The 23963-nt window shown below is 66.7% G+C and carries 17 protein-coding genes; 11 read left to right on the forward strand and 6 right to left on the reverse strand.

Annotated elements, in window-relative coordinates; all coding sequences use genetic code 11:
- Nucleotide 1: 1 nt before the first annotated feature.
- The 4 genes from NN2_RS00435 to NN2_RS00450 all read right to left on the reverse strand — a co-directional run bounded on the left by NN2_RS00435 (nucleotide 2) and on the right by NN2_RS00450 (nucleotide 4625).
- Nucleotides 2-1402, reverse strand: a complete 1401-nt coding sequence (locus NN2_RS00435; protein ID WP_063009246.1) for a flavin monoamine oxidase family protein — start codon at nucleotides 1400-1402, stop codon at nucleotides 2-4.
- Nucleotides 1395-1787, reverse strand: a complete 393-nt coding sequence (locus NN2_RS00440; RefSeq protein WP_063009248.1) for a hotdog domain-containing protein — start codon at nucleotides 1785-1787, stop codon at nucleotides 1395-1397. The genes NN2_RS00435 and NN2_RS00440 overlap by 8 nt, the downstream gene beginning before the upstream one ends.
- Nucleotides 1784-3511 carry a flavin-containing monooxygenase gene (locus NN2_RS00445; protein WP_082856610.1) on the reverse strand — a complete coding sequence of 576 codons (1728 nt, stop codon included), beginning with the start codon at nucleotides 3509-3511 and terminating at the stop codon, nucleotides 1784-1786. The genes NN2_RS00440 and NN2_RS00445 overlap by 4 nt, the downstream gene beginning before the upstream one ends.
- Before the next feature lie 109 nt (nucleotides 3512-3620).
- The gene (locus tag NN2_RS00450; RefSeq protein WP_063009250.1) at nucleotides 3621-4625 is read right to left on the reverse strand and encodes an alpha/beta hydrolase; all 1005 of its coding nucleotides are present in this window, start codon (nucleotides 4623-4625) and stop codon (nucleotides 3621-3623) included.
- Nucleotides 4626-4789: 164 nt separating this feature from the next.
- On the opposite strand from NN2_RS00450, the gene NN2_RS00455 reads away from it, so the two are divergent.
- The 7 genes from NN2_RS00455 to NN2_RS00485 all read left to right on the forward strand — a co-directional run bounded on the left by NN2_RS00455 (nucleotide 4790) and on the right by NN2_RS00485 (nucleotide 14310).
- The gene (locus NN2_RS00455; RefSeq protein ID WP_063009252.1) at nucleotides 4790-5440 is read left to right on the forward strand and encodes a hypothetical protein; all 651 of its coding nucleotides are present in this window, start codon (nucleotides 4790-4792) and stop codon (nucleotides 5438-5440) included.
- A complete protein-coding gene (locus NN2_RS00460) occupies nucleotides 5433-6788 on the forward strand; it encodes a glutamine synthetase family protein (RefSeq protein WP_063009254.1) in 1356 nt (451 codons plus the stop codon). The genes NN2_RS00455 and NN2_RS00460 overlap by 8 nt, the downstream gene beginning before the upstream one ends.
- Nucleotides 6785-7597 carry a gamma-glutamyl-gamma-aminobutyrate hydrolase family protein gene (locus NN2_RS00465; RefSeq protein ID WP_063009256.1) on the forward strand — a complete coding sequence of 271 codons (813 nt, stop codon included), beginning with the start codon at nucleotides 6785-6787 and terminating at the stop codon, nucleotides 7595-7597. The genes NN2_RS00460 and NN2_RS00465 overlap by 4 nt, the downstream gene beginning before the upstream one ends.
- 71 nt (nucleotides 7598-7668) lie before the next feature.
- Nucleotides 7669-9999 carry an AMP-binding protein gene (locus NN2_RS00470; RefSeq protein WP_063009449.1) on the forward strand — a complete coding sequence of 777 codons (2331 nt, stop codon included), beginning with the start codon at nucleotides 7669-7671 and terminating at the stop codon, nucleotides 9997-9999.
- 37 nt (nucleotides 10000-10036) lie between these two features.
- Complete coding sequence (locus NN2_RS00475) at nucleotides 10037-11134, forward strand: Zn-dependent alcohol dehydrogenase (RefSeq protein WP_063009451.1); 1098 nt, start codon at nucleotides 10037-10039, stop codon at nucleotides 11132-11134.
- Between the two features lie 29 nt (nucleotides 11135-11163).
- A complete protein-coding gene (locus tag NN2_RS00480; protein WP_063009258.1) occupies nucleotides 11164-12627 on the forward strand; it encodes an aldehyde dehydrogenase family protein in 1464 nt (487 codons plus the stop codon).
- A gap of 45 nt (nucleotides 12628-12672) precedes the next feature.
- Nucleotides 12673-14310, forward strand: coding sequence for an MFS transporter (locus NN2_RS00485; protein WP_082856611.1), 1638 nt, complete (start codon nucleotides 12673-12675; stop codon nucleotides 14308-14310).
- A 59-nt stretch (nucleotides 14311-14369) separates the two neighbouring features.
- Here NN2_RS00485 and NN2_RS00490 read toward each other — a convergent pair whose 3' ends face one another.
- Nucleotides 14370-14978 carry a TetR/AcrR family transcriptional regulator gene (locus tag NN2_RS00490; protein ID WP_063009262.1) on the reverse strand — a complete coding sequence of 203 codons (609 nt, stop codon included), beginning with the start codon at nucleotides 14976-14978 and terminating at the stop codon, nucleotides 14370-14372.
- 226 nt (nucleotides 14979-15204) lie between these two features.
- Between NN2_RS00490 and NN2_RS00495 the strand changes: the two genes are divergently transcribed.
- From NN2_RS00495 to NN2_RS00510, 4 genes are all read left to right on the forward strand, one after another.
- On the forward strand, nucleotides 15205-15897 hold the full coding sequence (locus tag NN2_RS00495) for a hypothetical protein (RefSeq protein ID WP_063009264.1): 693 nt from the start codon (nucleotides 15205-15207) through the stop codon (nucleotides 15895-15897).
- A 46-nt stretch (nucleotides 15898-15943) separates the two neighbouring features.
- Entirely contained in the window at nucleotides 15944-17335 is a 1392-nt protein-coding gene (locus NN2_RS00500) for an NAD(P)/FAD-dependent oxidoreductase (protein ID WP_063009266.1), read from the forward strand.
- A gap of 98 nt (nucleotides 17336-17433) precedes the next feature.
- On the forward strand, nucleotides 17434-18183 hold the full coding sequence (locus tag NN2_RS00505) for a DUF8020 domain-containing protein (protein ID WP_063009268.1): 750 nt from the start codon (nucleotides 17434-17436) through the stop codon (nucleotides 18181-18183).
- Nucleotides 18184-18300: 117 nt separating this feature from the next.
- Nucleotides 18301-18756 carry a Scr1 family TA system antitoxin-like transcriptional regulator gene (locus tag NN2_RS00510; RefSeq protein WP_156511175.1) on the forward strand — a complete coding sequence of 152 codons (456 nt, stop codon included), beginning with the start codon at nucleotides 18301-18303 and terminating at the stop codon, nucleotides 18754-18756.
- A 12-nt stretch (nucleotides 18757-18768) separates the two neighbouring features.
- On the opposite strand, the gene mobF is transcribed toward NN2_RS00510, so the two are convergent.
- Nucleotides 18769-22872, reverse strand: a complete 4104-nt coding sequence (gene mobF / locus NN2_RS00515) for a MobF family relaxase (RefSeq protein ID WP_063009272.1) — start codon at nucleotides 22870-22872, stop codon at nucleotides 18769-18771.
- Nucleotides 22873-23963: the final 1091 nt, after the last annotated feature.

The following is a 23963-nucleotide window of genomic DNA, read 5'->3' on the forward strand; positions in this document are numbered from 1 at the left end:
GTTAGGTTGCGGCAGCGTCGGTAAGGGGTAGGTAAGCGATGATCTCGCGGACTGCGCGCTCCGCCGCGCGGACGGCGCCTTCGAGGTAGCCCTCGAACTCGGGTGCGGTCTCGGTGCCGGCCCAGTGGACTCGGTCGACCGGCGCGGTGGCGGCGTCGGTGTATCGCGTCAGGACGCCGGGGGTGCGACTGCTGACACAGCCCGAGATCCAGGGGTCGTCGATCCAGCGCTGTTCGAGAATTCGGATGGGTTTCGCGGCGGCGGGGCCGAAGAGTTGCACCAGATCCTCGACTAGCGCCGTGTGCCGAGTCTGCTCGTTATCGAGCGCCGTGGCGGGCCAGGTCAGACCGGGCCCTCTGCTGCTGGTGCCGACGAACGTCAGAAGCACACCGAGGCCGGCGTCCTCGGGTGAACTGTCGACCACGAAGTGAGCGACCGGCAAGTCGGTGAGCGCAGTCCCGTTGAGGCCGCGTTCACGCCAGAACGGTGTCGGGTAGACGGCGAAGATCTTGTTCTCGGTGCCGTTGTGCCAGGAGCGCTGCAATGCGGCACGGCGGGTGGGCAGGCCGGGGGTGAAGGTGATGCGCCCGACGTCGGCGGGGGTCATTGCGACGATTACGCGTTGACAACTGATCGTCGCGCGGGCGGACTCGACGGTGACGCCGTGGGAGTCCTGTCTGATCGCGGACACCGGCGAGTCCAGGAGGACGCGGCTGCCCAGGCGCCGCGCCAGCTCGAGTGAAATCGCCTGCGCCCCGCCGGTGATGCGGGTCTCCTGGGCTCCGTCCGTTGTGTTGATCATGTAGTCGAGACCACCGGACGTTCGGATCTGGTGCAGCGCCTTGAGCAGCGAGATGCGGTGCGGGTCGTCGGCGTACATCGTGGTGAAGCACAGTGTGAGGAGCTCTCGCGATTGCTTGACGCGGGAATTCACATCCAGCCACCGGCCCAGGGTCTGGCCGTCCCAGATGTCGGCACGGTCGGCGTCCCACGGCGCGTCCACGGGAACCGTGCGCGCCATCCGCTCGAGCCGCAACGCGGCCTGTCCGAAGTCGGCCATCGCACATATCCCGAGCGGTGGGACGGTGCCCTCGAATGTGGACTGCCGGCCGTTGCGGCGGTAGATGGTGCGGCCTGCGGTGTAGGTGTCGAATGTGGTGATGCCGAGTTCGTCGAGCAGGCTGATCATGCGGGCGTGCTTGCCCCCGATCCACTGCCCGCCGCCGTCCACGACGACTCCGGATGCTGCCTCGAGGTTTACCGTGCGGCCACCGACACGGTGGCTTGCTTCGAGGACTACCACGGAACGGCCCTGTTGCTCGAGTCGGTGCGCCGCGGTGAGACCGGACAGGCCTGCGCCGATCACGACCACCTCCGGTGCAGGGTGCCCCAGCTCAGTCACGAGAGCCTCCGAATTCGATCGAGGTGTCCGCAGGAATGACGCCGGTTCCGCGAGCGCGGGTGGCGACGATGGGGTTGTCGAGGACCTCGGCTCGGCCGGTCTCGTCGAGCGAGCGGCAGATGATGCGGAGTTCGAACTCGACCGTTCGACTTCGTGTTCCCTTGGCCGCGAGACGTGCCTCGATCTCGATGACGTCGCCGCCGCGGATCGGAGCGAGGAACTCGACCGAGGAATAGCCGGCGAAGAGACTTTCGTGGCCGTCTCCGACGATCGCGAGGTGTGTCCCGGCGTCTCCGAACAGTTTCAGGCTGTACGCGCCGTCGACGAGACCGCCCGCGTAGTGGGCATCCGAGTAGGCGACGTACCGCTGGTGGACGACCTTCATCCGCCGACGACGGTGGCGGCGTCCGCGTACACCTCCTCGTGCGCCGTCGCTGCCTTCGTTTCCTCGATCGTCTCGGCGATGCGCACGATTTGAGATTCGGCAGCCCGTCCGTCGAGGGCGATGCCGGGATAGCCGAGACGTGCGAGCTCCTCGCACATCCGGCGATACCGGCCGACGCCACCTACATAGCCCATGAATGTCGACGGCTTGCCGGTCACGTTGGATCCGCGGTACCAGGATTCGGTGGTGGCGTAGAGCGTCTGGTTGACGGTGAACTCTGTGATGTCCACCCAGTCGTCCTGCGCCTGCACAGTGGCTTCGATGACCTCGTGGCCTTGGGCCCGAGCGTGGGCGATCAGGTCGGTGATCCAGTCGGTTGCCTGCTCGATCGTGGCGACGACGTTGCTTGCGAGTGCGGGGCTCTGGGGGCCGGCGATCATGAAGAAGTTCGGGAATCCGGCGGTCATGATGCCGAGGTAAGTGCGGACGCCCTCGCTCCAGGCCTCCTGAAGCGTGCCGGTGTCGGGCGTTGTGACGTTGAGCCCGAAGAGCGGGCCGGTGAAGGCGTCGAACCCGATTGCCAGGACGATGGCGTCGACCTCGTGGGAATCGGACTCTGTGACGATGCTGTCTGCGGTCATCGTGGTGATGGGATTGCCGCGAAGCGAGACGAGCGAGACATTCGGTCGGTTGAAGGTCTCGTAGTAGTCGGTGCCGAAGCAGCTGCGTTTGGCGCCGAGCGGGTGGTACCTGGGTTCGAGCAGGGACGCGGTGTGTGGATCACGTACGATCTCATGGATCTTGCCGCGGCAGAATTCTGCCGCGGTCTCGTTGGCCTTCTTGTCGAAGAGGAGATCGGCGAACTCCGCCCCGACGCCGAAGAAGCCACTGCGCACATAGGCCTCCTCGTAGCGCCGCCGGCGCTCGTCGTCGGAGACGTCGTAGGCGTTGTCGGTCACCACGCGGTCCGGGATCCCGCCCAGGGAGTACTTGCACTTCTGACGGAGCTCCGGATAGATGCGCTTGATCTCGTCCATGGTCTCCGGCGACAGCGTGGAGTTGCGGGCGGGGAAGACATAGTTGGGGGTGCGCTGGAAGACGGTGACGTGCTCGGCCACCTCGGCGATGAGCGGAATGCACTGCACGCCCGACGATCCGGTGCCGATCACGGCGACTCGCTTGCCCGCCAAGTCGTCCAGTGAGATGTTCCACCTGCTGGTCGACACCGTCAGGCCGGCGAACTTGTCGAGGCCGGGTACGTCGACGTCCTTCGGCGTCGAGAGGCCACCCGAGGCCGCAAGGAGGTAGCGGCCGCGACGGGTGTCGCCCGCGTCCAGGGTCAGCTCCCACACCTTCTCGTCCGGGAGCCAGTTCGCCGCGACGACCGTGCTGTCGAACTGGAAGCAGGGGCGCAGGTCGAACCGGTCGGCCACGTGATTGATGTAGCTCAGGATCTCCGCCTGCGGTGCGAAGCGTTCGGTCCAGGTCCATTCCTGCTGGAGTTCGGCGCTGAACGAATACGAGTAATAGATGCTTTCGACATCGCAGCGGGCACCGGGATAGGTGTTCCAGAACCAGGTTCCTCCGACGTCCGGAGCCTTCTCGAAACCGGCGAACGTCAAGCCCTGCTCGCGAGCCTTGTAGGCCGCGTACAAGCCGGAGAAGCCGGCACCGACGCACAGGACGTCGACAACAGGGTTGGGGGGAGTCGTGGGGTGAGTCATGTTTTCTGCCTTCGCGGGGGTCGGAGGTCGCGCGGAATTAGTTAGTCAAAGATTTAAGTCGATCATTTAAATCGAATGACTAACAAGGTAAGTGTCGGAGTCACGGGCGTCAATGCCTGGTCTGCGGTTCCGTGGTCGGCAGGTTGTGGCGGGTGGCCGATGTGCTGCGGAGATGGCGGACTACGTCGTCGATCGCGGTGTCGGTCTGGCTGAAGACTCCGACCTCGGCGAAGAATCCGTGGAAGACACCCGCGTGACGTACCAGCGTGACCGGCACGCCGTCGCGCCGCAGCCGCTCGGCATAGGCTTCGGCGTCGTCGCGCAGGGGGTCGACCTCGGCGGTGAGGACCAGGGCCGGCGGCAGGTCGCGCAACGACGGAGCCTTCATGGGTGCCGCGTACTGGTCGACTGTTCCGCGGGCCGTCCCGACGTACTGTTCCCAGAGCCAGCGTGCGTCCGCGGTCGTCAGCAGGGGTGCATCGGCGAACTCCGTCCAGGACGGCGCGGCGAAGCTGTCGTCGACTGCCGGGTAGATGAGGACCTGAGCCGCGGGTAGTGGGAGGCCGCGGTCTCGAAGGTGCAGGCAGACCGCGGCGGCAAGGTTGCCGCCCGCGGAGTCGCCCCCGACGGCGATCCTCGTCGCGTCGATGCCCAATTCATCGGCTGACCCGCGGATCCACGTGAGCGCGTCGAGTGAGTCCTCGAGCGGTGCGGGGTAGGGATGCTCGGGTGCCAGCCGGTACTCCAGGGAAACGACGTCCCATCCGGACTTGGCGGCGATGGCGCGGCAGACCTCGTCCACGCCGTCGAGGGTTCCGAGGACGAATCCGCCGCCGTGGAGATAGAGCAGGACCGGTCGCGGCGTGGTGTCTCGCTCTATCGGGGCGTGGTAGCGACGAGCGAGAAGCTCACCGGCGCGTGTCGGCACCGCGACGGCGTCCACTCGGTCGAGCGGCGTGCGGGGGGTGTCGGCGGGCGCGCTCGCCAGCAACGTCCGCGCCGTCTGGGCGCCGAGTTCGCGGACGGGGGTCGGCATCGCCGCGGCAACGGCGTGCGCCACGAGTAGTGCGCGATCGTCGAGTCGCCCCCAGCACGGGGGGATCTGCTCGGTCATGGATGTGCCTTTCTGCGGTGCCGACGAGAGCGGGTGTTGACACGGTGTGACGCGTGCCTCACTATCTTAGTCACACGTTTTAAATGGATGACTAACTTGTGCATCCGCGAGTGCTCACCCCATCCCGAACACGTGATGCGGAGGAGAGTTGAAAGGACCGAAGAATGATCAGAGCGAAGCGAGCGGCGGATGACGTCGCTGGGGTACCGGTCAGGATCGAGGACGATGGGAGCCCGATCGTCCGGCTGATCGGTCGTACGCTGCGCGACTCGGTCCGCGCCGGCTACGCGAAGAACGAACTCACCCGAACAGCTGGGGTTGTCGCGGTGAAGTCGCACGACACACCGCAGGCTGCGACGATTACTTTCGGTCTCACGGGCATCGACGTCTCCGGCGGTGTGCTGGTCGAGCCCGACGCGGTCGTGACGGTCGATCTGAATGGCCGGTTTGCCCCCACTACGGAGGCCGTCGGCGACACCGACCTCGCTGCTGGTGTCCTGCATGCGCTCACCCCGCCTCTTCCCACATGGCGTGAGGGGGCTCAGCGGTTCTGGAAGCTCACCCGGTCGCTCCCCGGTATGCCCGAGAAGCTGATCGTGGTGACCGAAGGGCCGGACGGACTGGAGCAGATCGTCCTCGGCGACGGCGCCTCGACCTATGTGATCGCCTCTGCCCCCGATTACCTCGCCGGCATCTTCTCCGGGGCTGATGATCTCGTCGCCGTCCTGTCCGCCGGCGCGCTCGGCCTGCAGGGCACCATGTCGCAGCTGGCGGTCATGGCGGGCGCCTCGTGGAAGGTTCGTTACGATGTCTGATTTCGTCGCGACCACGGGATCCCCTGTCCGGGCCGTCCGCCTCGAGTCGACGAATCCCGAGGGCTGCTTCCTCGGCAAGGTGGTGTCGCCGGCCAAATTCGAGTCCGGCAAGAACGTCGGATTCCCCCACGCGGACCTGCTGTTCGGTCTCGATCTGGGCAACGTCCCGGTCTTCGGCGCACCGTTCCCGTCGTGGCGCGGCCATCTCGACGACGTCTACATGCGTCCCGACCTGTCGACCCGGGTGCAGTGGAAGCCTGGCTTGGACTCGGTGATCGGCGACTATTGGCTCAAGGACGGCACGCCGGTGCCGCTGTGCCCGCGCAACATGGTGAAGCGGATGATGAGCCGCCTCGCCGAGCACGGGTATTCGGCGACTGTCGCGGTCGAGATCGAGGCGACCGTCTTCGAGGAGTCGATTCACCAGGCGCGTGCTCGTGGGTACCGCGACCTGTCCCCACTCGGCGGTTGCGCAGGTACGGCGTACCACCATGGGAAGTCGAAGGACTGGGTCGAGTACATGACCGCGGTGACCGATCGGCTCGACGAGGTCGGCATCGTGTGGGACGCCTGGAACGACGAGGACGCGGCCGGCCAGATCGAGCTCAACATCGCGATGGGCGATCCGATCAAGGTCGGCGACGACTGGGCCCGGACCCGCCAGATCATGCGGGAGGTCGCGTTCGACCTGGGCCGCAGCGTGACCTTCATGGCCAAGCCCACCGCCGGTTACGGCCAGGCATCCCACATCAACCTCTCGCTGCGGCGTGACGGTGCCAACGCGTTCTACGCCGAGGACGGGCCGTCCGAGACCATGCTGCACGCTATCGGCGGACTGTTGGCGACCATCGAAGGAAACACCTCGATCGTGTTGCCGCAGATCACCTCGTACCGTCGATTGGTCGACCTCAGCGGTCCGCCGGTCACGATCAGCTGGGGGATCAGCAACAAGACCGCCGCGGTGCGCGCGGTCGTCGGGCACCCCGCGTACTCGCGACTCGAATATCGCCTACCCGGGGCGGACGCGAACCTCTACCTCGCGCTCGCGGGCGTGCTGGCAGGCGTGATCGCCGGCCTGGAGCAGAAGATCGAACCGCCGGAGCCGGTCACCGACATGGCCTGGTGTCTGCCACCGGGCCTGGGCATCGAACGGATTCCGAACACCATCACCAAGGCTGCCGCAGCCCTGCACGCCGATGCGAACCTGCGCGAGATCCTGGGCGACGAGTTCGTGGACTACTGGGTCGCCTCGCGCAGGTGGGAGTGGCTGTCCTTCCACACGATGGGCGGTGATCCGTTCGCCGAACTCTCCGAATGGGAATCGGCCCGCTACTTCGAGCTGCCGTGAGCGCGCGCGAGGAGCACCCCCCGTTGCGTCCGCTGATCGGCACCACCGGTCGGCGGATACGGCTCTCCCTCATCGAGGGATCCGACGAGCGGTACGGGGATCGGTGCATGGACAGCTACATGTCCGACTTCGCGACGAGAATCGCTGCGGCCGGTGGACTACCCGTCCACCTGTCCTACGACACCGACGCATCGGCGGTCTGCGAGTGGCTGTCCGCAGTGGTGATCAGCGGTGGCCAGGATGTCCATCCGGCGTACTGGGGCGGAGACGCGTCCGTGGTCCGCGACATCGACCCACGGACGAATCCGATGGTCCACGATCCGGAACGCGACGCGTACGAGGTCGCCCTGGTCCGGGCAGCCCTCGAACGAGGGATTCCGGTGCTGGGTGTCTGCCGCGGGATGCAGGTGCTGAACGTCGCTCTGGGGGGCACGTTGATCGCCGATCTCCCACCCGGCTCCGTAGCGCACCTGTCGCCCGAGTCCGCACCCACCGACGGGTCCGACGACCACGTCGTCGCATTCGAGCGTGGCTCGGTCGCCGCCGAGCTGTTCGGCGACTTCGCGCGCACCAATTCCTGGCACCACCAGGCCGTCGACCGCTGCGGCGGTGGCTTGGTGGTGTCCGGACGGGCGAGCGACGGGGTCGTCGAGGCGATCGAGCTGCCGGATGCACCGGTCCTCGGCGTCCAGTGGCACCCGGAGTGGATGGTCCGCAGCGACCCCACGCTCACCTGGGTCGTCGACCAAGCCGCTCGGCAGCTGACAGATCACCGACACGCGGGGCAACGGCAGAGGAGCTACCAGTGACCACGCACGTACGCACCGAAGCCCGGGACGGCGGCGATCCGAGCCGACAACAGAGAATCGCCATCACTCGGATGGGAAGCGACCCCACAGTCCCGACGCTGACCGGACTTCTGGCCCGGCGCGCGCACGACGCTCCCGACGCGGAGTTCCTGCGGTTCGCCGAGCGGTCCTGGACATTCGCCCAGATCGATGGGTGGACCTCGCGCCTGGCGCATCGGCTGATCGAGGTCGACGGCGTCGAGCCGGGGGACCGCGTCGCGATCATGCTCCCGAACGTCGTCCACTGGCCCGTCGTCTGGCTCGCCGCGCTGAAGGCAGGGGCGGTGGTCGTCCCGATCAATTCGTCCTACCGGCGCGTGGACCTCGACTTCGTGCTGCGGGACTCGGGCGCACGGATCGTCTTCACCGACGCCGAGCGGGCCGCTCTGGTGGCCGAGGTGCGGGCGACCGACGACGAGCTCGGCGGCATCGGCGTGATCGATGTCGCCGACGACGGGTCGGAGGCGTTTCCAGACGAGGCGCCACTGGTGCCGGCCGATGCGGAGACGCTGGCGAACCTGCAATACACCTCGGGCACAACGGGTTTCCCGAAGGCATGCATGCTGACCCATGACTACTGGGTGCGACTGAGCTGGATCTGTGCGGGCGCGACCGGACTCGGCCCGGACGACGTGATCCTCACCTCACAACCGTTCTCCTATATGGATCCGCAGTGGAACACCGCCCTGGCATTGACGGTCGGAGCCCCGCTCGTCGTGCTACCCCGGTTCTCCGCGTCGACCTTCATGGCGGACGTACGCCGCCATGGCGTCACGTTCTTCTATGTCCTCGGGTCGATGCCGACGCTGCTGTTCAAACAGCCACGGACGCCCGAGGACCGTGACAACAAACTTCGGGCGGTGCTGTGTTCGGGAATCCCGGTCGCCCTCCACGCCGCGCTCGAGCAGCGGTGGGGTGCGCCCTGGCGCGAGATCTACGGGATGACCGAATCCGGAGCGGACCTGTTCAGCCCCTTCGACGACCGTGCGGCCGTGGGAAGTGGGAGCCTCGGTCATCCGCTGCCGACCAAACAGGTACGGGTCGTCGACGCGAACAACATCGACGTACCCGACGGCGCGCAGGGCGAGTTGATCGTCTCGGGCAGGCCGATGATGACCGGGTATTGGAACCGTCCCGACGCCACCGCAGCGGTGCTGCGCGACGGCTGGCTCCACACCGGTGACCTCGTCGTCCGCCGTCCCGACGGTGGCACCGTACTCGTCGGCCGGATCAAGGACATGGTGCGCCGGGGCGGCGAGAACGTCGCCTGTGCCGAGGTCGAGGCGGCGCTGGAGCGCGATGACCGCGTGGTCGCCGCCGCGGTGGTCGCCGAACCCGACGACATCTTGGGCGAGGAGATCAAAGCCTTCATCCAACTGCACGGTGGCGTCGCGGCCGACCACGCCACGGCCGAGGACATTCTCAGGCAGGCGCGCACGCAGCTGGCCCGCTTCAAAGTGCCCCGATATGTCGAATTCGTCGCTGACTTTCCCCGTACTCCGTCCGAGCGTGTCGCCAAACCGGCCCTCAAAAACCGCGCGGCAACCAACCCAGGGGTGAGCTTCGACTTCGCCCAACGGCGGACGTCGGGGGTGCCATCTAACAATGCCGGTGCGGAGTTCCTCGAGGTCGGCGTCGTGCGCAGTGTCGCCGTGGTGCGGTTGAACCGGCCCGAGAAACTCAACATCCTCGACCTGGCCACCAGACTCCGGCTGGCAACCGTCATCCGCGAGCTGGGCACCGGTGAGACCGTGCGCGGCATCGTGCTCACCGGCACGGGGCGCGCCTTCTCCGCGGGCGAGGATCTCCGGCACTCGCCGACCACCGACGCCGAGCTCAGGCAGGCCTTCGACAGCTTTCACGACATCACCCGCGCGATCTTGGCGACGCGCGTGCCCGTCGTCGCCGCAGTCAACGGCATCGCCGTCGGGGGAGCCTCCGAGATCACCCTGTGCTGCGACTCTCGCATCGGCACGGCGACGACCGAGTACTACCAGCCCGAGAACGGCCGGGGCCTCACAATCTCCAACGCGTCGAGCCTGCTGCTGCGGCGTCTGGTCGGCAACCACGCAATGCGCATGGTGCTCGGATCTCCGCGGATCTCCGCGGAGGAGGCGTTGCGGATCGGGCTCGTCGATGAGCTGGTCGAGCCCGACGCTCTTCTCGACCGCGCCATCGACACCGTCATCGCATGGACCCCGGAAGGGAACACCACCGGACTCCATCTCGCCCTCCTGCGTCCGCAGGCGCACGAAATCGAAGCGGCTTTCGCGCGCGAAGACGACGCGGCGAGCGCTTCCTGGCAGAGCGGGGCCCTGCGCGCCGGGGTCGAGAACTTCTGGTCGGCCCGGCCGAAACCGTGATGACCATCAACCGACAGAACGAATGGGAGGCGGCGACATGATCGACACCCGAGCCGCAGTACTGACCGAGATCAACCAGCCGCTCGCGCTGACCGACATCCGGGTGGACGACCCGGAGCCGCACGAGGTACGGGTCGCAGTCACGCACGTGGGGCTGTGCCACAGCGATCTCCACTACATGACCGGCAGCGTGCCGACTGACCTTCCGGTCGTGGTCGGACACGAGGTCGCGGGAATCGTCGAAACCATCGGCTCGGCAGTGACCGGGCTGCGACCCGGTGACCGGGTCACGGGCGCACTGACTCCCTCCTGTGGCCTGTGTGTCAACTGTGACGCAGGCCGGTCGACTCAATGCCTGCGGGTGGAGGAGATCCGCCGCCGTCCGCGGCCGGCCTTCCAGTTCGCCGACGGGCGGCCGATCGCACGTCTGGGTGACGTCGGTGCGTTCTCGAAGCACATCCTGATGCGGCAGAACTCGGTGGTGAAGCTGCCCGACGACGTGCCCCTGCACGTGGGATGCCTGCTGTCGTGCTGCATCGTCACCGGCGTCGGTGCCGTCTTTCGCGGCGCCCGCGTCCGGCCGGGCAGCACGGTCGCGGTCATCGGTTGCGGTGGCGTCGGCTCGGCCATCATCCAAGGCGCGCGGCTCGCCGGCGCGTCAGCGATCGTCGCCATCGACCTCGACGACGATCGGCTGAAGGCGGCCCGCGGCTACGGCGCCACGCACGTCATCGACGGCGGGGTAGACGACCCCGTGTCCGAACTTCGCCGCCTGCTCGGAGACGGCGTCGACTACGCCTTCGAGGCCGTGGGATCAGCACGGACCGCGGCGACCGCACTCGCACTGCTGCGCCCCACCGGCACCGCCTGCCTCGTCGGCATCGCGCCGGGCGGAACCGAGATCAGCGTGCCGGCCATGGACTTCTTCTTCCAGGAGAAGCGTCTCATCGGCTCGTACATGGGCTCCGGCCAGGCCCGGGAGGACATCGCGCAGTTCGCCCGCCTCTACCAGCAGGGGCGACTGCTACTCGACGAGATGGTCACCCGCGTCGTCCCGTTCGCCGAGATCAACGAGGGCTTCGAGGCGATGTCCTCGGGGGACGTCACGCGCATCGTCGTCGACCTCCAATCCTGAACCCGCGAACGAATATCGAGGTGAGCTCCATGACGAGCAACGAGATCACGATGCCCGAACCGCTGAACTACATCGCCGACGAGTGGAGCGAGTGTGCCACGGTCGGCGACGCGTGGAACGTCGACCCCAATACCCGCGAGCCCGTTCACCGGCTCGTCACCACCACAGCCGAGGACCTCGAGCGCGCACTGCAGCACGCGGAACGCGTCTACGAGGTCGGCCGCTGGGATGCCGACGCCCGGCTCGAGCGCGCCCAGATGCTCGAGCGCGCCGCCGACCTCATGGCGAGCCGCAGCGAGGACATCGCCCGCGCCGACTCCCTCACCAGTGGTACGCCTATCAGTGTCACGCGCAAGGTTGCGGCGTTCCTGCCGCACCGGATTCGTGCGACGGCGGCCGACCTGGTGGCCATCCCGCGCGTCACCGCCTTGTCCGCGGGTGGCCGGGACGTTCGGCTCTACAAGGTGCCGTGGGGGCCGGCCGCGATCCTCACGCCGTGGAACGGACCGAGCTTCATCCCGGCTGCCAAGGTGGTCAGCGCGATCGCCGCGGGGTGCCCGGTCGTTCTGAAGCCGTCCGAGCATGCACCGAGCAGCGCGCAGATCATTGTCGAGTGCTTCGTCGAGGCGGGCCTGCCGAGCGGCGCCCTGCAGCTCGTGCACGGTACCGGCGATGTCGGTGCGCGGCTCACCTGCGACCCGCGTGTCAAGATGGTCTGCTTCACCGGTGGACCCGGCGCCGGGCGCGCCATCGCCCGTGCCGCGGCGGAGGACTTCAAGGTCCTGCAGCTCGAGCTGGGCGGCAACAACCCGGTGATCGTGCTCGACGACGCCGACATCGACGTCGCCGCGGACGGCATCCTCGAGGGCATGACCAAGCTCAACGGTCAGTGGTGCGAAGGGCCCGGCAAGGTCCTCGCCCCGCGCGGCCTGGTCGATCGGCTGCTCGACGCGTTGACGGAAAGAATCTCGAAACTCGAGGTCGGTCACTCCCTGGACGAGAACGTCACGGTCGGTCCCATCTCGAACGGCTCGCACTTCCGGACGCTCCAGGACAGGATCGAGGGGCTCCGTGCTCTCGGGGCCACGATCCACCAGCCTGCCGCGCTGCCCGACCTCGGCGGCTATTTCCTGTCACCGACCGTCGCCGCGGGCGCGGATCCCGGACGCGCAACCGCCGAGTTGTTCGGTCCGGTGATCTCGTTGCACGCCGTGGACTCCACCGAGGCGGCGCTGCGCATCGCCAACGCCAACCCGTCGGGTCTCGACGCCTACGTCTTCGGCGGGGACACCGACCGGGCCATCGACGTGGGCTCTCGGATAGTCGCCGGAGAGGTACGGGTCAACGGCGCCAAGATCGCCGATCTCGGTGACGACTCCGCGCAGAGTTTCTGGGGCCCTGCTGGTATCGGCGGCCACGGGCCCGCGGAATCGGTGCGCGTGTTCTGCGGCGACCGCGTTGTCGGCGTCGACTCCCCGGAGCTGCCGCTATGAGGCACCGCCTGTCTTGGGCAAAGGACTCGAAGAGTTTGGAGAGAGATGCAGATCGAAGTTGAACTAGCCCGGGTGCGGCGCGTCGAAGGCAAGCGACCGGTAGACAAGAGAGCGTTGATCGCGGTCGGCGCGCTCTTGGCCACGGTCACCAACGCGGTCGCCTTCATGCTCCCGCCGCTCCTTCCGGTGATCACGACCAGTTACGCCCACAACTCGGTGAGTGCGGCCGTCTGGATGTTCGCCGCATTGACGCTGGGAGGCGGCGCCGGCTTCGTGCTGATCCCGCGGCTGACCGACATGCTGAGTGATCGGTCCATGACTCTGTTCGCCGGCGGCGTCCTGACTGCCGGCGCCCTCGTGGCGGCGATCGTCGACAACTACGTCGCGCTGGTGATCGGCTCCGCGCTCCTGGGCTTCGGCAGTTCCGCGCAGTTCGTGCCGCTGAGTTTCCTGCGCCGATATCTGCGCGGGGGCCGCGTTTCGACGGCCGTCATGGTGCTCGTGATGGCCACGGGCAGCGGCGTGGTGCTCGGTATGGTGGGTGGTGGTATCTCGGTGCGGATCTGGTCGCTGCCAAGCCATCTCAATGCTGACGGCACCGTGCCCACGCTGTCGATCGCGCCCTTCTACTTCATCCTGGCCGGGCTCTTCGTTCTCACGACCCTCGCGCTGCTGGCGGTCGTGCCGAACTGCCGGCCCGAGTCCACGGGGCGACTCGGGGTCGTCAACACCGTGTGGCTGATCGGATGGGTGTCCCTCATCCTGCTGTCCCTCAGCGCGCCGCCGGACAGCACGGTCGGCAAGAATGCCACGGTGATCCTCCTCGCCGGAGTGCTCGCGGCCGCCGGGTGGGTGGTGGCGGAGCGTCGGGCGTCGACGCCGGTCTTCGACATCAAAGTGCTGCGCACGCCGTATGTCACCACGGCATGTGCGTCTGCCGGGCTGTTCGGCTGCATCGATGCTTCGTTCCTGGTGCTGGCGAACTACTACGCCCAAACCGTGAACGAACTGCCTGTCTCGGCCGACGGTGGCCGAACGGGATGGTTGCCCGCGTTCGCCGAGTACGGCTTGAGGTTCGACCCGCTGCAGACGAGCCTGATCCTGCTGCCGTTCGCACTCACGATGTTCATCAGCGGCAGGTACTCGGAGAAGCTCATTGCTCGCGGCCGGCCGGAGGCCGTCCTGGCGGGCGGTGCCGCTCTGTGCGGGCTCGGACTGTTGTTCCTCGCCGTCGCTCACGACCAGGCCTGGCACTATGTGCTCGCGTCCGGGATCATCGGTCTGGGGAGCCGGGCGGGCTACAGCGCCGCGTTCGCGATTCCGCAGTTCGTGGTTCCGGAGGCGAAGTCCGGTATGGCCGCGGGTATGCCGGGAACGATCATGGCCATCGGCATCTCGGTCGGCGCGGCGCTCGTCACGATTCTGCTGAACGGATCCGGATTCGTGTACCACTCGGTCGATCTTGCGCAGCTGAGGGCGGGCAGGATGGATCCCTCCGCGATCGACTTGCGGAATTCGGATTATCTCCTCGACGGCGCCCACATGCCGAGCGCTGATGCGTACACGACGGCCTACTTCGTGTCGCTGGTCTTCCCGGCCTTGGTCGTGGTCGCGACGATATTGTCGCGCAGGCGCCACAAGGGCGGCTTCACCGCTGTACTCGCGGCGCGTCTTGCCGGCTGACCGGTGGCGCCGGCACACCGGCGGTTCGCCTCCGTTCCGAGGCGGCCGTCGGCGTGCAGTCAGCCCGCGATTGCGGCGGAACCGAGTCGGACCCTGAGCCAACCCCCGAGCACGGAGTCCGCGATCTCCATCTGTCTCGGGACGACGGACGGGTCGTTGTAGGTGATCCAGTTGACGGCGAAGCCGTCGGCCAGCGTGGCGATCGTATAGACGATCTCGTCGATGGTCTCCGAGTCGAGAGCCTGACCTGAGGCGGAGTCTCGGAGCGCGGCGCGCATCATCTCCATCGCCTGGTCGTACACCGCGATCCCGCGGTCCCCGTGCTGACGCCGTGCCCAGTTGATCAGTTCCATCGCTGCGGCGGCGAAGCTCGGTGACTCGAGGTAGCACTCCATCGCGCCCCGCAGGAGCCGCCGAGCCGTCTGCTCCACGGACGCCTGCGGTTCGCTCACCGGGGCGAGTTCTTGGAACTTTTCGGAGACGTACTTGAAGACGTCGGCGAACAGGTCCTCTTTTGTCCCGTAGCAGTAGTGCAGCATCGCCAGGTTGGCGTTGGCTTCATCGGTGATGCGCCGTGTCGTCGCTCCGTCGATGCCGTGGGCCGCGATGACCTCGATGGCCGCCTTGACGAAGTCGCCGCGCCGTTCGGTGGCGGAGATCCTGGACACGAATCCTCCCGGTGCAGAGTTGCGCCAAGAAAGTTAGACGCTTGATTAAGTCAAGATCGAGATTAGCACGACAGAGCACGTCCACTTTCTTAGTCAAACACTTTAATCAGATGACCGATTTAGTGTAGCGTGTGATCCAGATCGCAGGGTCGGCCGCCAGCCACCGGATCTTCACCCGGCCTTCACTGCAGTGACGAAGGCATGACTCACACGAGGAACTGATGACATGAAGGAACTGCTCTTTTTTGTGGCCGATCTCTGGATGATCGTTGTCGGCTACCGCTACGGATGGCGCTTCGTCCGGCGCTATCGCAACTATCTGCTCGGCCTGGAGTGGATGATTGTCGCCACGTCGGGCACCAACTTCCTGGTATGGTCCCTGCTCGGAAGCCCTACGGGGAGCCCCCTGTACGACGTCGCGTACTTCTTCGACGCCTTCTCCCGCTCGGTCGGCATCACGCTCATCCTTGTCCTGGGGCTGATGCGTGTGACGCACGGATACAAAGCTGGCGTCGCCGTCGACGTCGGCGCCTTCGGCCTTGCGATCGCCGCAGGCCTCTATCTCCAGCAGTTCCGTGGCCACGAGCTCCACCTCGGCCCGGCCACGTTCTACGTGGTAGTCAACGTTCTCACCACGATTTTCCTCGCCTACTTCGTGTGGCGGCTCTGGAAGATCGGCGCCAAGGCTCCCGCGATCGCGACCGGGCTGGTCAGTGCGGCGGCGACTGCGGTTGTGCTGATGTACGACTTCTTCCCGTTCCCGGACGACGAATACCGCACGGGCTTCTACATCTTGGCGCTCACTACCTGGGGATTCCAGATGTTCGTTTACTTCCGCGCCTACGGCGCGCTGCACGACCACAACGTGGCGCGCGGCATCGAGCCGGCCCCGGACGCCCACAGCGCCGTTCGCTCCTGAGCGTGCCGGACCACTCATCCCGAATATGTAAGCGAGGAACAATCGGATGAATACCGACAACGTCGAATACACCACGTTCACCGGCTGGGTCGACCCGCCACACGACATCCGGCCCGCCCTGTCCGGCGACCTCGATTGTGCGGTCGCCGTCGTCGGCGGCGGCATCGGGGGCATGTCGACCGCACTGCGGCTTGCCGAGCGTGGGCGAGACGTGGTGCTGCTGGAGGCCACATTCTGTGGGCACGGAGCCAGCTCGCGCAACGCCGGTCAACTGGCGGGCGCCCCCGGCGGCGACCTTCAACTGCTCGACATCCTGTCCCGCAAGAAGATGCCGGGCATGATCCGGCTCGCCGAGCATGCCGCGCACCACGTCGAGGACTTCATCGACAAACACGACATCGACTGTGAGTACGAAGCGACCGGGAACGCCTTCGCCGCGGTCTCGCGTGGACAGATGGGCCGGGTGCGCCGGGTGGCGAAGATACTGACGCGAGTCGGCGGACACGTCCAGGTGGGCACGAGCGAGGAACTCGGCATCCCGCGTGGGTTTCTCGGAGGAATGCGCGAGGTCATCGGCGGGCGAATGAACCCGGGCAAGTTCAGCCTCGGCATGCGCCAGGTCCTGCTCGGATCGTCCGCTCGGGTCTTCGAGCACACGAAGGTCACCGACATCGCACGCGAGGGCGCCCGAGTCGTCCTCACGACGGCGCACGGCAGCGTCCGGGCGGACACGGTGGTGCTGGCAACGAACGCGTACGCCGGCGAGTGGGACATCACCCCCAAGCACCTCTCGGTACCCATCTACACCGTCGAGGTGGAGACGGAGCCGATCGACCCCGCACGGATCGCCGCCCTCGGATGGACGAGCCGCATGGGCGTCGTCACCCAACACAACATCATGGAGAACTACCGACTCACTCCGCGTAACACGATCGTGTTCGGCGTACGCCGGCTCGAGCGTGGCACGAGCTACCCGCTCGTGGAGAAGGCTCCGGACCCAGCCCTGGTCGAGGAGCTCGCTGGAGCCTTCACGAGGCGGTTCCCATCGCTGTCGGATGTCGCGGTGGCGCGTGCCTGGGGTGGATGGATCGCGATCACCTCGTCCTGGCTTCCGGTCGCGGGCCGGATCGGCGACAACATCCTTTATTCGATCGCCTGCAACGGACACGGGCTCGCGCAGGCGCCCTACGTCGGCACCCTCATCGCCGATGCGATCGTCGACGGTGAGCGGCACGAGGACCTGCAGACGTTGTGGCACGACAAGCCCAGGTTCCCGCGGCCGATGATGATGAGCCGCAACGGATTACGCACCATCTGGGCCGTCGACCGGTTCAACGACATGGTCAATGGAAGCCGCCGCAATGCCCGGCGCGGCGCGGCCCTCGCGGACCGTGCCGGCGACCCGCGGCAAGGCTCCATTCCCGCCGACAAGCGCTGACACGGCGTCGGCGCTCTGCCACCACCAATGCGACAGACGAACGACCGCTGCACTGCGGGCACACCATGCAGGAAACCGACGTACGGAAGCGAAAGCCCATGAAGAACAACAGAATTGCGGCCACCATCGGATCGGTGGCAGCCGTCGCCGCCTTCACAGGTGGGACCGCGCATGCGGCGCCCGCCGAACCAGCGCCGATCCACGTCGACATCGCCCCCGCCGTCGCCTACACCGGCAGCGTCGTGGACAGCTCGGTCGTGGTGAACACCCCGTTCGGCTCATTGACGACACGCGGCGGCGACTTTCAGGTCGTCGACAGCCGCGGCAGCCTGGTCGCCGGTACGCCGCTGACCACGTCGAAGAATCCTGCCGACTGGCCCGTCGCCGCCCGGACCGATCCAACCCACGTCGCGAACGCCCCTGCGCCCCAACACCGCGCCGAGCTCGCCGGCGCCGACGCGAGCGCGGCGGCGCCGGAACTCGCGGCTGCTCCCGAGCCCACACCAGTTGCTGAACCCGTCGTGCACGACGTCGACGCGTCCGCCGACTTCAACGGTGCACTCGGGGTGGCAGCAACGCAGTTCGGTCTCGCAACAGGGGTCGGCACCCTCGCGGGCGGAGTCGTCGGCCTGGGCGTCGGCTGTCTCGCCGGCGCGTTGACCGGTGGTTTCGTCGCCATTCCCACCGGTCCGATCGCGGCGCCCGCAGCCGCGCTCGGCTGCGTCATGGGTGCCGGTATCGGTGCCGGGATCGGCGGCGTGACCGGCGCCGCGCTGCTCGGAATCCCGGTCGGCATCGCCAGCGCGGCGCAGATGTACAACTCCTTGCATGCGGCCGGCGACATCTGAATCGTCCGCTCGTGGCCTTTCGTTCGCTGCAGCAGCGCGGTTCGTAAAGTGTTGTAACTCTCGCATTTTGACGCGGCCGAGCAGTTCGCGGTGATGGGGCCGCGGTATCCTGACCGAGTGCCGCAGGTTGGTTCGGGCGGACGTGACGATATCGAGGAAGCCGTTGCGGTGCGAATGACGCGACAGCGGATATTGTGTTCGAAGGGAGGACGTTTCGCCTTCATCATCGGTGAGGCCGCCCTGCATCAGGTCGTCGATTCGGCGGCGATCATGGCGGCTCGGTTACAGGCGCTCATCGGCCACGCTGGGAACCCGCGGGTCGATCTATCGATCGTGCCACTGGCGGCTGCGGCGCCGATCGGCTCGCATGGGTTCGCGATGTTCGACCGAGACAGCGTGATGGTCGAGACGATCAGCGCGGAACTCACCGTGACCCGCCCTTCCGAAATCGCTGTCTACGACGACGCTTTCAGGGCGATGCACGAGATTGCCGCACGCGGGTCGGCGGCGGTCGGCATCCTCGCTCGTATCGGTGCCGAGCACGAACAGCACCAGCACGGTGTCGCCGATTGATGATGTAAACCTCTACAGATCGAGGTCATAGCCAGGCCGGGCGCCGATGTCCGGTTCCGCGTGGTCGGGAAGGTCTGGCTCGAAACCATCGAATTCCGTACCGTCTGGCTGGGCAATATCGATGGCGTCTTGTATCGCTCGCGCGTGCGGTGACGGTGCGGGGGTTGTTTCCGCGTCGGCATTTCGGGTCGGTCCTGAAGGTGCTTTGGTGAGGTCGAGTCGGTGCCAGAGGGCTGCGGCGGGCATGTCGTCGGGGAGTGGTCGTTGAGTGGCTGCGTCAGTGAGCAGGGTGTCGATGTCGTGGCCGGCATCGGCGGCGGTGTCGAGGTGCTGGGCGAGGACCGGCCACCACGGATCGGTGGTTAGGCGCGTGTCGATGCGTTTGGCGAGCCCGGACCAGGTGTGGGTGGCGGTGTGCAGGTCGCCGAGGGTGTCGACGACTTGGGTGTCGAGATGCTGTTGGTGGTTGCGCTCGACTGCCGGGTAGCGGCGGGGTCCGGTGGGTCGCAGGTCGGTGTCGGGGACGTGGCGGGCGGCCCGCCATATCGCGAGTTGTGCTGTGAGGTCGCGATTTTGGAGTAGCGGATGCGCCCATGGGGGCGCCGTCGCAGGCGTCCATGTGTGGGCGTCTGCATTGATCTCTGTGGCGATTGTGGTGATGATGCGGGCGCGTGCGTGGAGCTGTTGGGTGGTCTGGTTGTCGGGGAGTTCGGCGGGGACTGCGCGGATCCAGGGCAATGGCCCGCCGTGGGTGGAGTGGGTGCCGGTGGTGTCGAGGCGCCAGTCGAGGACGGCGGCCGGGTCGTGTGCGGTATCGAGTTCTCGTTCATGTGCTGCCCGTCGGAGGGCGAGGACCGGGTCAAGCCCGGTGATGGCGAGGGTGGCGAGATGCTGGCGCAGGACGGGGTAGGCGGGCGCGTCGGTAAGGCCGAGCAATAGCTGTTCTGCGGCGTGATCTAGATGGTCGAGAGCATCGGGGCCGAGAGCCGTTTCGACGGCCACGCCGATGGCGTCGTGGTAGGTGTCGATGGCGCGACCGAGCCGTTTGTGCGGGTTGAGGGTGTCGCGGAGATCAGCGTGGGCGCTGGCGTGTGTGGCGTCACGGGCGAGGATGCGTTGCAGGACTTCGGTGCTGGTGCGGGGAAGGACGGCCGGTTCGGTCCAGGGGAAGTGTTCGTCGCCGTCGGTGGTGGGGATGTAGGCGTGGTTGGCGTGGATGCCGCGGGTCATGGCGACGTAGAACTGGTTGCGGGATTCGTTGCCGGTGAGTGCGGTGTGGCAGGTGTCGACGGTGATGCCTTGGGCGGAGTCGATGGTCATGGCGTAGCCGAGGCGCACGTGTTCGGCGACATAATCGGCGGGCAAATGGGCCGTGGCGCCGGGTTGTCGGCCGGTGCGCAGGTGTGTGGTGGTGAGGCTGCCGTCGGGGTGGACGTCGGTGATCGTCCAGCGGTAGCCGTTGCGCACCCAGTCCCGGTCGCCGAGACCCAGGCGGGGGTTGTTGCGTCGGGTGCAGATGATGTCCCCGACCGACGCGCACTCTCGTTCGGCGACAACGACTTCCGGACCGAGCGGGGCGAGCGTGCGGGTGAGTCGGTCGGTGCGGGCGCGGGTATTGAGTTCGGTGACGAGGTCGTGGGTGGGGGCGAGCATGAGGGTGTCTCGTCCGGCGTGGTGGTCGGCGAACCATGCCATGTAGGTCTTGTCCGCGATAGCGGCCGGGGTGCCGGAGTGGATGCGCTGGTGGTCGAGGTAGTAGCTGAGACCGGCTGGGTCGCCCTCGCGGAGGGCGAGGCTGGCGGCGGCTTCGTGGGGGTCGGCGAATCGGACGACGTCGGTCATGGTGACGGTGTGGGTGGCTGTGAGGTCGGTGGCGGTGCCGCCGGGTTCGATGGAGGGTAGTTGCGCGGTGTCGCCGAGGCAGCGGATGGTGGCGTCGCGGTGGGTGAGGAATTCGAACAGGCGTAGCCGTTTGTCGTCGCCGAGTTTGACGTGCTCGTCAATGACGACCAGTGTGCGGGCGTCGATCTGCAGCAGCCATTCCGGCAACTGTGGCGGGTATGGAGAGTCGGTGATCGGCTGAGCGGTGGCTGTGTGTTGGTCGAGGATGTGGAGGAGGCGGTCGACGGTTTCGACTCGGATACCGGTGTTTTCGGCCAGCACTGCGGCTGCGGCGGCGGTGGGGGCGAGGCCGACGACGATGCCGCCGGAGGCGTGCCACGCGTTGACGAGCACGCGCATCGCGGTGGTTTTCCCGGTGCCGGCGGGCGCGTTCGCGACACCGATCCGCAGGGGCGAGCACGCGAATTCGGTGACGACGGCGACCTGGCCCGGGTTCAACGGCTTGCCGAAGTTGGCGGGATCGGTGTTGTAGGAGTCGATCGCCGAGGCGACCACATCGGCGGGAAGCGTGCGTGCGCCGGGCTGTAGCGACAGGTCGAGGAGGCGTTGTTCGATGCCGAGCCGGCGTGCGGAGGTATAGGTCTGACTGCCGGGAACGGTGTAGACACTGGTGCCGTCGCGGCGTTGGAAGATTGTCGGGGGATGCTGGAGAACGGGTTCGGCGGTGATGTCCGGGTCGCCACGCGCGATAGATCTTGCAGGCGATAGGGCCTCGCGGACTACAACTTCGACGACGTTCGGCCACTGCGTCGGGTGAATGTGGCCGCGGGTTTGGCGTTCGGCTTCGGCGCGGATGTGGTGGTGCTGCCACACCGAACGCTGCCCGGAAACGACATCGACAACCTCGTCGGCGGCGCGGGAAATCCACGCCTCATCGACTGTCGGACGAGCATTCGCAGGCCGGTTGAGCACCGAATTGATGGTGTTCTCGACAGCGTCGGGTCCGCCGAACAGGGCGGCTGCGTCGGTGTGCCAGTCGTGGCGTTGCTGGGCGTAGGAGCGGGAAAGGTGTTTGGCGGGGCGGGTTTCGAGGGTGGCGCGCTCTGCGAGGGCGAATAACTCTTTCGGTGTCGGTTCGCGCCCGAGCTGCTGCTGAAACGACACCGCGAGGGAGTCGAGCCGGTGGGTGATGGCGGTGTCGCGGCTCGACCAGTGTCGGATCAACTCGGTTGGGATGCCGGTGATTTCTCGGATGGGTCGTTTGTTGGGTGTGGGTGCGGGGCGTTCGGTGAATTGGATGCCGAGGTTGGTTTCGAGGTGGTGTTCGAGGCGGGTGTTGTAGATCTCGCTGACGACGACGAGGTTGCGGTAGATGTGGGTGGCATCGAGGGTCCGCCATTTCCCGTCAAGGGTGCGTACTCGGTTGGCGATGAGCATGTGGGTGTGCAGGTCGGGGTCGCCGGAGCGTGATTCGCGATGAGTGAACCGTGCGGCGATCAGTCCTTCGACGTCGACCTGCCGCACACCATGCGTGCCCAAACGGGTATAGGTGGCGTTGTTTTCGAGCCAGGCGATGGCGTCGTCGACGGCCGCGTTGTGGGCGGCCTGGATGGCGTCGCCGATGGGTTTTGGGGCGATGGCCCACAGTGCGGAGACGCTTTTGACAGGCGAGAAGGTGATGTCGAACCCAGCGACCGCTGCCGATTGCGGGCGGGAGATGCGGGCGACGAACCCGGAGAGTTCGCGATCATCCAGCGGTGGGCGGTCGTAGTTTTCGACGAACATCGTTGTCGCGACCTCTGTCCGGATCCGAGCGCGGGTGTCTTCGTCGATGGCGGCGTTGGCGTCGAGACTTCGGGAGAGGTTGTGTTGCCGGTATGCCTGGGCGCACCGGGTGCGGAATTGGTTGTCGCCGTGGCGTGCCGAGAAGGCTTTGCCGAGCCGGCTGGCTTGTTTGGCCGCATGGACAGCGTCTTTGGGTTTGGCGCCCTTTTCGATCGCTTCGGTGACGATCTCGTATTCGATGGCGGTGGCGTTGGGGTGTCGGCCGAGGCCGAACAGCGACCGCATCTGGTTCTCGGTGACCTGTTCGGCGGCTGAAATACCGAGGGCGGCAAGGCCGGTGCCGTGCCAGGTTCCGGGCGCTTCGCCGCGGGTGGAGTAGTAGTCGGCCAGGCTGGATGCGCCGAGGTCGGTGGCATCGGCGGCGGCTACCTGGCGTTGGTAGTACAGGTAGCTGGTGCCGGCGAGGATCTTGTGCAGCGTCGCTGTCACGTATCCATCAGACACCCAACGACATTCGGATCGCGAGGGCGGCAAGGGACTGAGTTTGTATCAATTCTCGCCGTTTCGCCACGTCGTAAGGAAATTCTCAGCCGGAGTGCAGGAGGTCTGCGTATGTATGTGTGAATGTGGGTGTGAAGAGTGGGTGATGTGTGAATGTGGGTGTGAAGAGTGGGTGATGTGTGAATGTGGGTGTGGGGGAGTTGTGGTGGTGTGGAGTTGTGGTGGGGGTGAGTATGGGGTGGTGATGTGTGGGGAGTAACTGGTTGTTGGCGTGGGTGAACGTGGGAGTGGTCATCGCCCGGCGTTCTGCCCGACCATGCTGCGCCGCGCCGCGTGGCCGATACATGCCTTGGTACAGCGCGGCTCGTGGTCGGGATCGATATTCACGTCCCGGTTGGGGCCGGTGATCTCTACCCGCGCCTCGCCGACGGCACCAGTCGCCGATTGCCCGACGCGCTGCGGAACTGGGCGTGGACCATGCTGGCTGCCCACCATCACAGCCTCGCTACCGCCGTGTCTCGGCCTTCCCGTGCCGGGTCGAATTCGGTGTCATCGGCGGTCGCGTGTGCGTCGATATCGTGACCGATGTCGACTGACACGGGGGCATCGAACCCTGGTATTCGCGCGTTGCGACGCTATCGCGCGGTAGGTCGTTGCGGTGTTATCCGTGGGAGAGTTCGCCGGCGACGATTGGTCGGCGAGGTTGAGTCCATCGCGGACAAGGTGGGCGAGGTGGCCGTCGCGGACGCGGTAGACGATGCGGCGGCCTTCGCGGCGGGTGTCGACCATGCCGGTGAAGCGTAGTTTGCCAGGTGCTGGCCGACGGCGGTGCGGGAGCCGCCGCAAGCTTCGGTGAGGCGGTGACGTCGGCTTCGTCGTCGGCGAGTAGCCACAGCAGGTGGAGCCGGGTGGGGCCCGAGCATTCGGAACACCGATGTGGCAGCGTCGAGCCGGACGGGGTCGGGCGCGACGGGGTGGGTCAGGCTGGGCGGTGGTGAGTCGGCTGCGGCTGTCTCGCCGGTCGTGGGTTCACCGAGCTTGTTAGCGCTTTCCAGCGGCACATCGATGCTCGAACAGCG

It is taken from the genome of Nocardia nova NBRC 15556 (assembly GCF_001613005.1).
In the GTDB taxonomy this organism is placed as follows: domain Bacteria; phylum Actinomycetota; class Actinomycetes; order Mycobacteriales; family Mycobacteriaceae; genus Nocardia; species Nocardia nova.

Bases quoted from the DNA above. Each gene is read 5' to 3' on its own strand.
- NN2_RS00475 (WP_063009451.1), top strand. From the start codon at position 10,037: ATGATCGACACCCGAGCCGCAGTACTGACCGAGATCAACCAGCCGCTC.
- NN2_RS00500 (WP_063009266.1), top strand. From the start codon at position 15,944: ATGAATACCGACAACGTCGAATACACCACGTTCACCGGCTGGGTCGAC.
- NN2_RS00485 (WP_082856611.1), top strand. From the start codon at position 12,673: ATGCAGATCGAAGTTGAACTAGCCCGGGTGCGGCGCGTCGAAGGCAAG.
- NN2_RS00440 (WP_063009248.1), bottom strand. From the start codon at position 1,787: ATGAAGGTCGTCCACCAGCGGTACGTCGCCTACTCGGATGCCCACTAC.
- NN2_RS00445 (WP_082856610.1), bottom strand. From the start codon at position 3,511: ATGACTCACCCCACGACTCCCCCCAACCCTGTTGTCGACGTCCTGTGC.
- NN2_RS00495 (WP_063009264.1), top strand. From the start codon at position 15,205: ATGAAGGAACTGCTCTTTTTTGTGGCCGATCTCTGGATGATCGTTGTC.
- NN2_RS00505 (WP_063009268.1), top strand. From the start codon at position 17,434: ATGAAGAACAACAGAATTGCGGCCACCATCGGATCGGTGGCAGCCGTC.
- NN2_RS00470 (WP_063009449.1), top strand. From the start codon at position 7,669: ATGGGAAGCGACCCCACAGTCCCGACGCTGACCGGACTTCTGGCCCGG.
- NN2_RS00480 (WP_063009258.1), top strand. From the start codon at position 11,164: ATGACGAGCAACGAGATCACGATGCCCGAACCGCTGAACTACATCGCC.
- NN2_RS00455 (WP_063009252.1), top strand. From the start codon at position 4,790: ATGATCAGAGCGAAGCGAGCGGCGGATGACGTCGCTGGGGTACCGGTC.
- NN2_RS00450 (WP_063009250.1), bottom strand. From the start codon at position 4,625: ATGACCGAGCAGATCCCCCCGTGCTGGGGGCGACTCGACGATCGCGCA.
- NN2_RS00460 (WP_063009254.1), top strand. From the start codon at position 5,433: ATGTCTGATTTCGTCGCGACCACGGGATCCCCTGTCCGGGCCGTCCGC.